We start from the raw sequence: 13,824 nt of genomic DNA on the forward strand, positions 1-13,824 counted from the left end.
TTATTGGAACATCTAAAGGGTAAGTTGCATTTTTGACTTATTATCTACTGGAATGCCATAAATTTACCCCTTCAAACTTTAGGTATGAGTAAAGAGAAACAACGACGGGAGGCATTATTGTACCATGCCAAACCCCAGCCCGGTAAGATAAAAATAGTTCCCACCAAACCCTATGCCACCCAGCGCGATCTGGCCTTGGCATATTCTCCAGGTGTGGCGGAACCCTGTTTGGAAATTGAAAAGAACAAGGAGGACGTCTATCGCTATACAGCCAAAGGTAACATCGTAGCCGTAATTTCCAATGGAACAGCTGTTTTAGGTCTGGGGAATATTGGCCCCGAAGCATCCAAACCTGTGATGGAAGGGAAAAGTTTGCTCTTCAAGATTTTTGCTGATATCGACGGAATGGACATTGAATTGGACACCACTGATGTTGATAAATTCATAGAGACCGTCAAGACCATCGCACCAACTTTTGGTGGGATAAACTTGGAGGATATTAAAGCTCCGGAAGCTTTCGAGATAGAAAGACGTCTAAAAGAGGAACTGGACATTCCGGTGATGCACGATGATCAACACGGAACAGCCATTATCTCTGCCGCCGCATTGATCAATGCGCTGGAAATAGCCCAAAAGAAAATCGAGAAAGTGAAGATCGTGGTCAGTGGAGCCGGGGCTGCGGCCGTTTCCTGTACCCGGTTGTACAAGGCATTCGGGGCCAAGGCAGAGAACATTGTAATGCTGGACAGTAAAGGCGTTATCCGAAAGGATCGGGAAAACCTTTCCCAGGAAAAAATGGAATTCGCTTCAGATCGGAAAATAGATACATTGCAAGAAGCAGTGAAAGATGCGGATGTGTTTATTGGACTGTCAATTGCCAATATAATGACTCCAGAAATGCTGTTGTCCATGGCCAAGGACCCCATAGTTTTTGCAATGGCCAATCCGAATCCGGAAATTGAATATGGCCTTGCCTGTAAAACGAGGAAGGACGTTATTATGGCTACCGGAAGGTCTGACCATCCCAATCAGGTGAACAACGTACTAGGGTTTCCATTTATTTTTAGGGGCGCTTTGGATGTTAGGGCCACCAAGATTAATGAAGAAATGAAAATGGCAGCGGTCCGGGCTTTGGCCGATTTGACCCGGGAACCCGTTCCGGAACAGGTCAACATAGCTTATGACACCACAAGATTGGCCTTTGGTAAGGAATATATCATTCCCAAACCTTTTGACCCCCGTCTGATTACCAAAATTCCACCCGCAGTGGCCAAGGCGGCCATGGAAAGTGGGGTGGCAAAAGCACCCATTCAGGATTGGAAAAAATATGTGGAGGAACTGTACCAAAGGTCAGGGAACGACAATAAAGTAGTGCGGTTAATGCATAATAGGGCACGGATGAATCCCAAGCGGATTGTTTTTGCCGAAGCAGAGCTCCTGGATGTGATGAAAGCAGCACAGATTGTTCATGAGGAAGGCATAGCAATACCCATTCTTTTGGGGAATAGGGAAATCATTGAAGGACTCAAAAAAGAATTGGATTTTGATGCTGAGGTGGAAATAATCGACCCTAGATCGGAAGAGACCAAGGAGGTGAGAACCCGATATGCCATGAAGCTGTGGGAATCCCGGAAAAGGAAAGGTGAAACCCAATACAGTGCCCGAATCAATATGGGGAAGCGAAATTATTTTGGCGCCATGATGCTGCTGGAAGGCGATGCTGACGGAATGATTTCAGGGTATTCCAGATCGTATCCCAAGGTGTTGAAGCCCGTTTTTGAGGTGTTGGGCAGGGCCAAAGGGGTTACTAATGCATCAACGGTCAATATTATGATCACGGATCGTGGGCCCTTGTTTTTGGCGGATACCTCCATTAACATAGATCCCAATGCCGAAGAATTGGCAGAAATTGCCCAAATGACCGCCAATGTTGCCGGTACTTTTGGATTTAACCCGGTGATGGCATTGTTGTCTTATGCCAATTATGGATCATCCAGCCACCCCAATGCCCGAAAAGTAAGAGAGGCAGTGCGCATCTTGCATGAGCGTAACCCAGATTTGGTGGTCGATGGGGAAATCCAAACCGATTTTGCGTTGGATCAGGATTTATGCCATAACAATTTCCCATTTTCCAAATTGGCAGGAAAAAAAGTGAATACCTTGATTTTTCCCAATTTGGATTCGGCAAACATTACGTACAAACTTTTAAAGGGATTGCATAATGCAGAATCCATTGGACCAATTATGGTAGGTCTGCGCAGATCGGCCCATATTTTACAATTGGGTGCCAGTGTGGATGAAATGGTAAACATGGCAGCAGTTGCCGTAATTGATGCCCAAGAGCGAGAAAAACGAAGAATGGCCCATATGCAAGGGGAAGATTAAACCTTATGTTTCAATAACCAATAACCAATAACCAATAACCAATAACCAATAACCAATAACCAATAACCAATAACCAATAATCCAAAACTCCAAACATGATTACCCATCTATCCGGAAAACTGGTCGAAAAAAATCCCACCTATGTAATTATTGAATGCAATGGGGTTGGTTATTTTTTGAACATATCCCTGCACACTTTTTCACTTTTAAAGGATGAGGAAAACATCAGACTTTTTACCCATTTGCAGGTTAAGGAGGATTCCCATACCCTGTTTGGATTTGTGGAGAAGGCAGAACGCGAGATTTTTAGACTTTTAATTTCAGTTTCAGGTATTGGATCGAGCACCGCACGAACCATGTTGTCTTCTTTATCCCCGACCCAGGTTAGGGATGCCATTGCCAACGGGGATGTCCCTTCCATACAGGCAATCAAGGGGATAGGAGCCAAAACTGCCCAACGGGTAATTTTAGATCTTAAAGACAAGATTTTAAAAGTCTATGATATGGGCGAAGTTTCCCTTCAATCAAACAATACTAGCAAAGAAGAAGCGTTATCTGCTTTAGAGGTTCTTGGTTTCGTTAGAAGACAATCTGAAAAGGTTGTGGACAAGGTACTGGCCCAAGACCCTGCACTAAGCGTTGAGGACATTATTAAACTGGCGCTGAAAAATTTGTAACTAGTTTGAAAAGAGGGGCAAAACCGATGCTTAAATCGCTGAGATTTAAGTACTTTTTCTTTTATATATGTTTTCTGATGGCCACTACCGTAATGGGCCAGGAAACTACCGAGCAGGTACAGGACTCTGTTAAAACAGGTGTTGCCCTTGGTAAGTTGATATTGGAAAACCCCAATAGTATTATTGCAAAATACACCTACGACCCCAAACTGGACCGATACATTTATACGGAAAGCATTGGGGATTTTGATATCACCCATCCCATTATTTTGACTCCCGACCAATATTTCGATTTGGTCCGAAAGGAGCAGATGAAATCCTATTTCAAGGAAAAAATAGATGCCTTTACAGGGAAAAAAGAAGGAAGCGAGGAAGCGCGTAAGAACCTTTTGCCCAATTTTTATGTGAACAGCAGCTTTTTTGAGTCCATTTTTGGAGGAAATACTATAGAAGTCATTCCGCAAGGTTCTGTTGCCATGGATTTGGGAATCTTATGGCAGAAAAATGACAATCCGGCCCTTTCTCCAAGAAACCGGACCAATTTGTCCTTCGATTTCGACCAGCGTATCAGCTTAAGTCTTTTGGGTAAAGTGGGGGAACGGCTTCAAGTCACTGCTAACTATGATACAGAGGCTACCTTCGATTTCCAAAATCTGGTAAAACTGGATTATACGCCCACCGAGGATGACATCCTGAAAAAGATTGAGATAGGAAATGTGAACATGCCACTCAACAGTTCGTTGATTACCGGTGCCCAAAGTCTATTTGGTGTTAAGACGCAACTGCAATTTGGAAAAACTACGGTTACTGCCGTTTTCTCCGAACAGCGTTCCCAAAACAATACCGTAGTGGCCCAAGGAGGGGGAACACTCAACGAATTTTCCCTCACCGCTTTGGATTATGACGAGGATAAGCACTTCTTCTTGGCCCAGTACTTTAGGGATAACTACGATCGCGCCTTGTCCAACTATCCTTTTATTAGGAGCGAAGTACAGATTACCCGTTTGGAGGTATGGGTCACCAACCGAAACCAACAAACCTTGAATGTACGTAACGTTGTTGCCATTCAGGATTTGGGAGAAGCAGAGTTGGGCCAAAACGGAAACCCCAAAACCAGAATTGGGATAGCGGGCGGTGCACCTGCGGGCTTTTTCAATGTTTTTGGCAATGATGTACCTCCACAAAACGGTGCCAACGATTTTGACCCCAACCAAATTGGAACCGGAGCGCTTACGGAATCCATTAGGGATATTGCTACCGTGGAACAAGGATTCAATGTTCCCGGATATCAAGTAAACCAAGGATTTGATTATGCCATTCTTGAAAATGCCAGAAAATTGGAGCAGGGGAGGGATTATCAATTCGATACCCAACTAGGGTATATCTCCCTAAACCAAAGATTGAGCAATGATGAGGTGCTTGGGGTGGCCTTCCAATACACTATAGGGGACCAAGTATATCAAGTAGGGGAATTTGCCAATGGCGGAGTAGATGCTACAACGGTGTCCGGAGGAGTAAATCCCATTATAGAAAACAATACGCTCATCTTGAAATTGCTCAAGAGTAACATCACCAATGTGGATGATCCCATCTGGGATTTGATGATGAAAAACATCTATGCCACAGGAGCTTTTCAGTTGAGTCAGGAAGATTTTAAATTGAATATCCTGTATTCAGATCCTACACCACGAAATTACATTACCCCGGTCGATCCCAACCAAGGATGGCCTACTGGGTTGGAGGAAAGAATATTGATCGATGTCTTCAACCTAGACCGATTGAACATCTACAACGATGTGCAGCCCGGTGGGGATGGTTTCTTTGATTACGTCCCGGGAATTACCGTGGACACGCAAAGTGGACGTATCATCTTTACCAAGGTGGAGCCTTTTGGGGAATTCTTGTTCAACCAACTGGGCGGGGGGACGTATGATGTTGAAAACGATCAGGGATACAATCCCAATCAGCAACGGTATGTGTTCCGTAATATGTATGCCAAAACCAAGGCAGCTTCCTTACAGGATGCCGAAAAGAACCGTTTCCAAATCAAGGGGCGATACAAATCCGAAGGAAACAATGGTATTCCCATAGGAGCCTTTAACGTGCCAAGAGGTTCTGTACGGGTCACGGCAGGAGGGAGACAACTTCAAGAAGGCATTGATTACACCGTGAATTACCAGGCAGGTACGGTTCAGATTTTGGACCCCAGCTTGGCAGCCTCCAACACCCCCATCAACATTTCGGTGGAGAACAATGCGGTGTTTGGGCAGCAGACCCGAAGATTTACCGGGGTGAACGTGGAGCACAAGTTCAATGACAAGTTTGTTTTGGGCGGAACCATTCTCAATCTGAATGAAAGGCCCCTGACCCAAAAATCCAACTTTGGGGTGGAGCCAGTCAACAATACCATTTTTGGTTTGAACGGAAACTTCAGTACAGAGTTGCCCTTCTTGACCCGGTTGGCCAACAAATTGCCCAATATTGACACCGATGTGCCTTCCAACCTATCGCTACGGGGAGAAGTGGCCTTTTTAAAGCCAAATTCACCTAAAAATGCTGATTTTCAAGGTGAAACAACGACTTATTTGGATGACTTTGAAGGGGCACAGGCCCTTATCGACATCCGTTCCAGCTTGGGTTGGTCCTTGGCCAGTCCACCTGTGGAATTCTTGCAGGACAGAACGGATATTGATGTGGGATATGAACGGGCAAAAATGGCTTGGTATACCATTGATCCCATATTCTATACCAACCAAAGACCTTCTGGAATTTCCGATAATGATATTTCCCTGAACGAAACCCGTAGGGTTTTTATCAATGAAGTCTTTACGGAAACCGATATAGCCCAAGGACAGACCCAGGTACAAGGAACCTTGGATATGGTCTATTATCCCAACGATAAAGGACCGTATAACGCGAATCCCAATTTTGCCGCAGAGACCCCCCAGGATAAATGGGCGGGTATTATGCGCCCATTAAGCAGTACCAATTTTGAGCAATCCAACGTGGAATTTGTCCAGTTTTGGGTATTGGATCCCTATATAGGCGGGCAAGCCAACCCAGCCAATTCTGGAGAGCTGGTCATCAATCTCGGGAATATTTCAGAAGATATTTTAAAGGATGGCCGCAAGCAATATGAAAACGGATTGCCGGCAAGCACCAATAACGAAATTCCTCGAGCCACTATCTGGGGACAGGTACCTTCCACCCAATCTCTGGTCTATGCCTTTGATGCCGATGAAAGCAATCGAACTTTACAGGATGTTGGTTTTGATGGTTTGAATGATGCCGAGGAAGCTGCCATATACAATGGCCCCAGTGAAGACCCTGCTTTGGATAACTATCAATACTATTTGAACCGTGAGGGTGGCATTTTGGAACGTTATTTTGACTTTAATAACCCAGATGGCAACTCGCCAGTGGCCGTGACCAACACCAATAGAGGTTCCACCACCTTGCCCGATGTAGAGGATATAGACCGTGACCTTACCATGAACACGGTAAACAGTTATTACGAGTATCGCATCCAAATTAGGCCAAACACCGATATCAATGATCAATATGTTACCGATATCAGGGAGGGACTTACACCAGACCTTCCCAATGGAACCCAATTGAACCGAAGATGGATTCAGTATAAAATTCCTTTGAGCGATTTTACAGAAGCAGTTGGGGGAATCACGGATTTCCGTTCGATTAGTTTTATGCGGATGTATATGACCGGTTTTCAGGATGACATGGTCTTGCGTTTTGCCACCTTGGATTTGGTAAGGGGAGATTGGAGAACCTATACAAATTCCTTGCAGCCCGATATTGATAACGATCCTTCGGATGATGGTACCGTAACGGATGTGAATACCGTTAATATTGAAGAGAATTTTGGACGTCAACCCATTCCTTATGTGTTGCCTCCGGGCGTTGTTCGGGAGCAGTTGAACAACAATAACACCATCATTCGCCAAAATGAGCAATCACTTTCATTTGTGGTGGAGAATTTGGAATCCCAGGATTCCAGGGGGGTGTTTAAAAATGTCAACATTGATGTAAGGCAGTATGAGCGAATCAAGATGTTCATGCACGCCGAAAAGATTTTAAATGGGGATTATTCGGATGACGATACACCCCTTGTTGGTTTCCTACGGATTGGAACGGACTTTTCGGAAAACTTCTATCAGATAGAACTCCCGCTTCAGTTTACATCCTTTAATGTGACCTCCGCAGATGAGATTTGGCCCGATGTAAACCAAATCAACGTTGCCCTGAGTGATTTGAACAAGGTGAAGTCGAGAGGCATTGCTGAACAGACCCTAAATCAAATCAACTATTATGAAATTGTGGATGGCGAAGCTGTTCCAGTAGATGAATTTGCCCCTAGAACATTGGGAAGGTTACGAATTGGTATCCGAGGTAATCCATCTTTGGGAAGTATAAGGGGGATGATGGTAGGGGTCAAAAATATTGATGACTTGCCTGCACGAGGAGAAGTTTGGTTCAACGAACTGCGTTTGGCTGGTTTGGATAACAATGGAGGTTGGGCTGCCATAGCCGCTATGGACGCCAATATGGCCGACTTTGCCAATGTTACGGCAACAGGAAGCAAAAGTACTTCTGGCTTTGGTTCAATAGATCAAATGCCTAACGAGCGATCTAGGGAGGACGCCATTTCCTATGATGTGGTCACCAATGTGAACGTGGGCCAATTGCTCCCTAAAAAATGGGGCATCCAGGTTCCGTTCAACTATGGAATATCAGAAACCTTGATCACCCCGGAATTTGATCCTGTATACGACGATCTTAAATTGGATGACAGAATTGCCGCCGCAACTACAGCAGAAGAGGCAGAAAGCATTAAGGAACAAGCTGAAGACTATACCAAAAGAAGGAGTATAAACTTGATCGGAGTTCGAAAAAATCGCGGTGCCGAGGCGAAGGAGAATTTCTTTGATGTTGAGAACTTTACCTTTAACTACTCCTATAACGAAACCAACCATCGGGATTTTGAAGTGGCTGACCTGCGTGATCAGAATGTCACCACAGGATTTGTATATAACCACAATTTTAAGCCAGCACCGGTGGCGCCTTTCGCCAAAAACGATTCTTTGTTGACGGGCAAATATTGGCAGTGGCTCAAGGATTTGAATTTTAATTTGCTACCTACCAGTCTTTCGGTAAATGCCAATTACAATCGCTCATTTAACCAGCAACGTTTTAGGGATGTGTTGGAACCTGGAGTGGATGCCTTGGAATTGCCCTTGTTACAACAGCGTAATTACCTTTTCAATTGGCAGTACACTTTAAACTATAGTATCAGCAAGTCTTTACGATTGAATCTGACCGCTTCCAATAACAATATTGTCCGCAATTATTTTAATGTGGATGCAGACCCGGATTCAGGAATCAACGAAGCCCTTGATCTATGGGATGGATTTTTTGATATTGGGGAACCCAATCGTCATCAGCAGAATATGCAGTTGAACTATGACCTCCCCACAGCTAAGATTCCGTTTTTGGATTTTGTCAACGCCCAATACAGCTACACTAGCAATTTTGATTGGCAACGAGGCGGGGATGCCCTGCTTGAGGTGGCTGGTGAAAACATTAACACCGTTCAAAATGCCAGCACCCATAATTTAACCGCTAATTTGACCATGCAGCGTTTTTACGACTACTTGGGATTGAAAAAGCGGGATGGCAAAGTCACCGCAGCCCAAGCACGTCAGCGTAGGGACAAAGCAGGAAACCCAGCTTCGGGAACGGATGAAAAACCTATTAAGAAGACCAGTAAAGGTTTCAATACCTTGGTGGATGTGTTGACCATGGTGAAACGGGTGAATGTAAATTACAGCAGAAATAGCGGAACGGTATTGCCTGGGTATACCCAGTCCATTGGATTCATTGGAACTGCAAGACCTAGTTTGGGCTTTGTTTTCGGAAGTCAATCTGACGTGCGGTACGAGGCAGCACGAAATGGATGGTTGACCACATTCCCTGAATTTAATTCGCAGTACATGCGAAACACCAACCGTCAACTGAACATTACGGCCACGGCCCAACCAACCCAGGATCTGACCATAGATTTGACTGCTGATCGATTGTTGACCAGTAGCTCACAGGAAAACTATAGTCCGGAAGAATGGATCAATCAACAGGATGGGCTGATCAATGAGTTGGGAAATTTCAGTATTTCCACCATCATGATCGGAACCATTTTCAATAAAAGTGACGAGTTTGATTCCAAAACCTTTGAGCAGTTCAAGGCCAATCGTATTACCATTGCCAATAGACTGGTTTCGGACAGGGGACAAACCCCAGGGCCTTTGGATGATGATGGCTTCCCGCAACGTTATGGAAAAACGCAGCAAGAAGTCTTGTTGCCTGCCTTCTTTGCAGCCTATACTGGTCAGGATGTAAACCGGGTGAATTTGGATACCTATCGCGAAATTCCCATCCCCAATTGGAACATCAAATACACAGGTTTGATGAAAAACCGTTGGTTCAAGAAGAAATTCAAGCGATTCTCATTGAGCCATGGCTATAGGGCGTCTTATAGCGTCAATTCCATCCAGAGTAATTTGGAACGCCAAAACGGGCAGTTTGATCCTGAGACCGAAGACCTATTACCTGAAAATATTATCAACAATGTGGTATTGACAGATCAGTTTAATCCGTTGATCCGCATGGATTTTGAGATGAAAAACTCCTTTAGTTTCTTGGCCGAAGTACGTACGGACAGGGTATTGACCTTGAGCTTTGACAACAATTTGATGACAGAGATCAATGGAAAGGAATATACCTTGGGATTGGGGTACCGATTCAAAGATGTAAAATTTGTAACCAATATTGGGGGTGAAAGAACCCGACTTAAGGGTGATTTGAACCTAAAAGCGGATCTGTCCTTGAGGGACAATATTACCATTATCAGAAATCTTGATATTGATAACAACCAAATTACTTCGGGCCAGAAATTGGCTTCTCTAAAGTTTACCGCGGATTATGCATTAAGCAAAAGTTTAAATGCCCTGTTCTTCTACGATCATTCCTTCTCTAAGTTTGCGGTTTCCACGGCATTCCCACAGACTACCATCAACGCAGGATTCACGCTTAGGTACAATTTCGGGAACTAAAATATATCGGAATTTGAGCCGGTTTATAAAGCCAATATTTTTGTTGCAAAGTTTACTTGAAAAGCTATATCCGATCCGTTACATTTGTCACTGGACTAATACAAATTAATAATGAACATACCAGCAGAATTAAAGTACACCAAAGACCACGAATGGATCAAGATTGACGGCGATGTTGCCACCGTGGGAATCACGGATTTTGCCCAAGGGGAACTTGGGGACATTGTTTATGTGGAAGTGGAAACTGTGGATGAAACCTTGGACAGGGAAGAGGTTTTTGGAACGGTTGAAGCCGTAAAAACCGTATCGGATTTGTTTTTGCCCTTGAGCGGCGAAATCATCGAGTTTAACGAGGCTTTGGAAGATGAACCGGAGAAGGTAAATACAGACCCTTATGGTGAAGGGTGGATGATCAAGATCAAAATCAGTGATGCTGCTGAAGTTGATGATTTAATGAGCGATACAGATTACAAAGCATTGATTGGTGCTTAAAAAAAATATTTATACCGTACTTTTTATAGGCTGGGTCTTGTTTTTAACAACACTCAGCTTATTTTCTTTTTCAGGGCTGGATACGGGTTCCATTCGCATACCTTATGCAGATAAGATTACCCATTTTATTTTTTATCTGATTTTTGGGGTACTTGCCTGCCTAATGTTGCGTGAGAAAACCCAAGGCCAAATGGAACTGGGAAAGGCTATGCAGTGGGCATTGATCGCTGCCATAACTTACGGTATAATTATTGAGGTATTACAGTACGCACTAACGCAGGATCGCATGGCCGAATTGGGAGATGTGGTTGCCAATACATTGGGGGCATTTGCAGGAGTTCTCTTAATTAAATGGTATTTTTCCAAAGAAAGGCCGTTAAAATGGAAATTTTAATTGTTTATTTCATCAATTAATAATTAAATTAGCAAACACTAAATTCAGAACGATGGAACTAAAAAAGAATCCAAAAGCAGACGTAGGAAAAAACAGTTCACTCTATTTTGTGATAGGGTTGGCCGCTGTTTTGGGGTTGGTTTATGGAGCCATGGAGTGGAAGAAATATGACAAATCCAATGATTATGACATCTCTATGAATGTTGAAGATCAGTTGGATGAGGAGGTGCCCATGACGGAGCAGATCAAGACACCACCACCACCACCGCCACCAGCTGCACCTGAAGTTATCGAGGTTGTTGAAGATGAGGAGGAAGTTGAGGAAACCGTAATCGAATCTACAGAAACCAGTCAGGAAGAAGAAGTTATGGAAGTGGAAGAGGTTGAAGTGGAAGAAGTAGAGGAAGATATCTCCGTTCCATTTGCCGTAATTGAAGACGTACCGGTATTCCCTGGTTGTGAGGGGGCCAGCAATAAAAAACAGTGTTTCCAGGATATGATGCAGAAGCACATCCGTAAAAACTTCCGTTATCCGGAAATCGCCCAAGAAATGGGAGTTCAAGGAAGGGTAAACGTAATTTTTGTTATCCAAAAGGATGGAAGTATCGGAAACATTAGAATGCGTGGGCCGGACAAAAACTTGGAGAAAGAAGCGATGAGAATTATCCAAAAGCTTCCTAAAATGACTCCTGGAAAGCAGAGAGGTAGAGCTGTAAAGGTTCCTTTCAGTATTCCAATTACCTTTAAGCTACAGTAAAAGAAGATTTACAATTCCTGTTGAGGCAGGAATGAAAAAGCCCTGATGGAAACGTCAGGGCTTTTTTTGCGGGTTTAACTAACACATGCTTAGCTTTGTAGATATGACCACAAGATGCAATCTTGCGGTAGCGGGGCTTTAAACAATTTTTATAGAGCAAAAAAGTTAAAGTATTGGAAAGCGGCAAGAGATTTTAAACGACAACATCCAAATTTGAAATAATGATAATTGCTTATGATTTATTTGGGCATGACAATTTGAGTTTTATGTGGCCCAATTCTGTACCAGCTAACTTGGAACGATGTCCTTGTGACGATTTAGTTCTAAACAATGAAAAGGCGGTGTCTTCTGATTTTAAAATTAAAAAGAAGCTGGACGTTTCCTATACCTATGATGGATATTTAATTGTTTCAGAAAGATTTAAGGAATTTGTTCAAACAGAAAAAATTACTGATGTCAATTTTTATGGTTTGCCTGCAAGTCCCGGGTATTACCTTTTTACCGCAAAGAATATTCTAGAATTTGATGCTTTACGCAGAAGGGTCAAATTTTCAAAACCTTGTGAGGTTTGTAATCAAAGTTTGGAGGTTATCGGGTCAAGTCCAGTTTGTTTGAAGCAAAATGAAGTTATTAAGAGGGGGATATTTAGATCAGATGTAGAATTTGGAGAAAAGAACAATAAGTTTCCTATAATCATTATTGGAATTGATACACATTCTAAACTTATGGCTAGCGGTATGACAGGAATCGATTCTCATGAGATATTGGACAAATATGATTGGGAGAAATAGGTGGAAGTTGCTTGATAGGTGAAATCAACCGAATTTCAATACCTCTGAAGGGAGTTTGTAAGAGTGCCTCACCCGTAATTCCCTTTGTTTCTCTGGAGGTTCAATGGTAAACTCCAATTCTAGGGAATGAGGTTTAATACCGAGACTCCCGTGGTTTAAGGGCCGTGGGAGTTTTTGCATGCTTGCGGTTTTGCCAGCCAGCGCTTCTTTGGGATCAAAAGCAAAGAGAAAGGGAAACACCAGATTGTCCACCACATCCATCGTTAGGAGAGTTGAGTCTTTGGATTTTTGAAGGATAAGCTCGGCATCCCGTCGTATATGTTTGTCAAGCGGATTGCCATGGTTTAACAAAGTGATTTCCAAAGTTTCAAAGGTCAGTTCTAGGGTAGTGTGGGAGTTGCTTTCCCAAAAGTTTTGGATTCCCTCTAAAATAGAAATAGGTGTCATAGCCAATGGTGTTGGATAATTGGGGGGCTATGCTCGGTGTCTGTTTAAAGATATATAAATAATTTAGCAAAGCGCAACGATGTAACCGAATTTTGACATAAAAGATGCCATTTTGGAGTTGTGTATAGAGAGTATCAGCCAGAGGACTTGGCAATTATAAAGAAAGTAGGTAAAAGGATTCGTTTTCTACGTGAAGAAAAAGGCATGTCCCAACATGATTTATCCATAGAGGCAGATATACCGAAAACTCAGGTAGGTCGAGTAGAAAGAGCTGAAAACAATACAAGTTTGGTTACCTTAAACCGAATAGCAAATGCGCTAGAAGTTCCTTTGGCCAATTTGTTTTTACTTGACGACTAAGAATTGTATTTGATTCTGTATGCGAAGAAAGTATACCGAAAAAGATTATGAATTTCTAAAAAAGCTTGGAAACCGCATTAGGGAACTTCGAGAGCAAACCGATTTGTCACAAGCGGCGTTGGAAATCGATTCAAAAATGTCCAAAAACCAAATTGGACGCATAGAAAGAGGTGAAATCAGTACTTCAGTTGCTACTTTGAATTTAATAGCCAAGGCGTTACAGGTAGATATTCAGAGTTTCTTCGATTTTGAAGGCTAGTTTTGATGAAGTTCAAACTCAAGTTCAGGTGCAAGTGTCTTTTATCTTTTATCTTATTTCTTGGGTCTTCAGATTTCAGATTTCAGACTTCAGATTTCAGATATCTGATTTTCGTCTTCTGACTTCCAGCATCTAACT

Annotated in this window: 10 protein-coding genes; 9 read left to right on the forward strand and 1 reads right to left on the reverse strand. The window is 43.0% G+C overall.

Features of this window, described 5'->3' with window-relative positions:
- Positions 1 to 84 precede the first annotated feature (84 nt).
- The 7 genes from ACO6S0_RS01065 to ACO6S0_RS01095 all read left to right on the forward strand — a co-directional run bounded on the left by ACO6S0_RS01065 (position 85) and on the right by ACO6S0_RS01095 (position 12,620).
- Positions 85 to 2,385: an NADP-dependent malic enzyme gene (locus tag ACO6S0_RS01065; protein ID WP_422350200.1), complete on the forward strand. Its 2,301-nt coding sequence runs from the start codon at positions 85 to 87 to the stop codon at positions 2,383 to 2,385.
- A gap of 95 nt (positions 2,386 to 2,480) precedes the next feature.
- A complete protein-coding gene (ruvA, locus tag ACO6S0_RS01070) occupies positions 2,481 to 3,062 on the forward strand; it encodes a Holliday junction branch migration protein RuvA (protein ID WP_422350201.1) in 582 nt (193 codons plus the stop codon).
- Positions 3,063 to 3,088: 26 nt separating this feature from the next.
- Positions 3,089 to 10,186 carry a cell surface protein SprA gene (sprA, locus tag ACO6S0_RS01075; protein ID WP_422350202.1) on the forward strand — a complete coding sequence of 2,366 codons (7,098 nt, stop codon included), beginning with the start codon at positions 3,089 to 3,091 and terminating at the stop codon, positions 10,184 to 10,186.
- A 111-nt stretch (positions 10,187 to 10,297) separates the two neighbouring features.
- Positions 10,298 to 10,678, forward strand: coding sequence for a glycine cleavage system protein GcvH (gene gcvH, locus ACO6S0_RS01080; protein WP_422350203.1), 381 nt, complete (start codon positions 10,298 to 10,300; stop codon positions 10,676 to 10,678).
- Complete coding sequence (locus ACO6S0_RS01085) at positions 10,671 to 11,072, forward strand: VanZ family protein (RefSeq protein ID WP_422350204.1); 402 nt, start codon at positions 10,671 to 10,673, stop codon at positions 11,070 to 11,072. Before gcvH ends, ACO6S0_RS01085 begins: the two co-directional genes overlap by 8 nt.
- Before the next feature lie 52 nt (positions 11,073 to 11,124).
- Positions 11,125 to 11,829, forward strand: a complete 705-nt coding sequence (locus tag ACO6S0_RS01090; protein ID WP_422350205.1) for an energy transducer TonB — start codon at positions 11,125 to 11,127, stop codon at positions 11,827 to 11,829.
- Between the two features lie 221 nt (positions 11,830 to 12,050).
- Positions 12,051 to 12,620: a hypothetical protein gene (locus ACO6S0_RS01095; protein ID WP_422350206.1), complete on the forward strand. Its 570-nt coding sequence runs from the start codon at positions 12,051 to 12,053 to the stop codon at positions 12,618 to 12,620.
- A 24-nt stretch (positions 12,621 to 12,644) separates the two neighbouring features.
- Here the strand turns inward: ACO6S0_RS01095 and ACO6S0_RS01100 are convergent, their stop codons facing one another.
- Positions 12,645 to 13,067 carry a hypothetical protein gene (locus ACO6S0_RS01100; RefSeq protein ID WP_422350207.1) on the reverse strand — a complete coding sequence of 141 codons (423 nt, stop codon included), beginning with the start codon at positions 13,065 to 13,067 and terminating at the stop codon, positions 12,645 to 12,647.
- A 120-nt stretch (positions 13,068 to 13,187) separates the two neighbouring features.
- Here ACO6S0_RS01100 and ACO6S0_RS01105 point away from each other — a divergent pair, with 120 nt between their 5' ends.
- Together ACO6S0_RS01105 and ACO6S0_RS01110 are read left to right on the forward strand one after the other, a co-directional pair.
- Positions 13,188 to 13,427: a helix-turn-helix domain-containing protein gene (locus ACO6S0_RS01105; protein ID WP_422350208.1), complete on the forward strand. Its 240-nt coding sequence runs from the start codon at positions 13,188 to 13,190 to the stop codon at positions 13,425 to 13,427.
- Between the two features lie 19 nt (positions 13,428 to 13,446).
- Complete coding sequence (locus ACO6S0_RS01110) at positions 13,447 to 13,686, forward strand: helix-turn-helix domain-containing protein (protein WP_422350209.1); 240 nt, start codon at positions 13,447 to 13,449, stop codon at positions 13,684 to 13,686.
- Positions 13,687 to 13,824: the final 138 nt, after the last annotated feature.

The organism is Flagellimonas sp. (assembly GCF_965233845.1).
In the GTDB taxonomy this organism is placed as follows: domain Bacteria; phylum Bacteroidota; class Bacteroidia; order Flavobacteriales; family Flavobacteriaceae; genus Flagellimonas.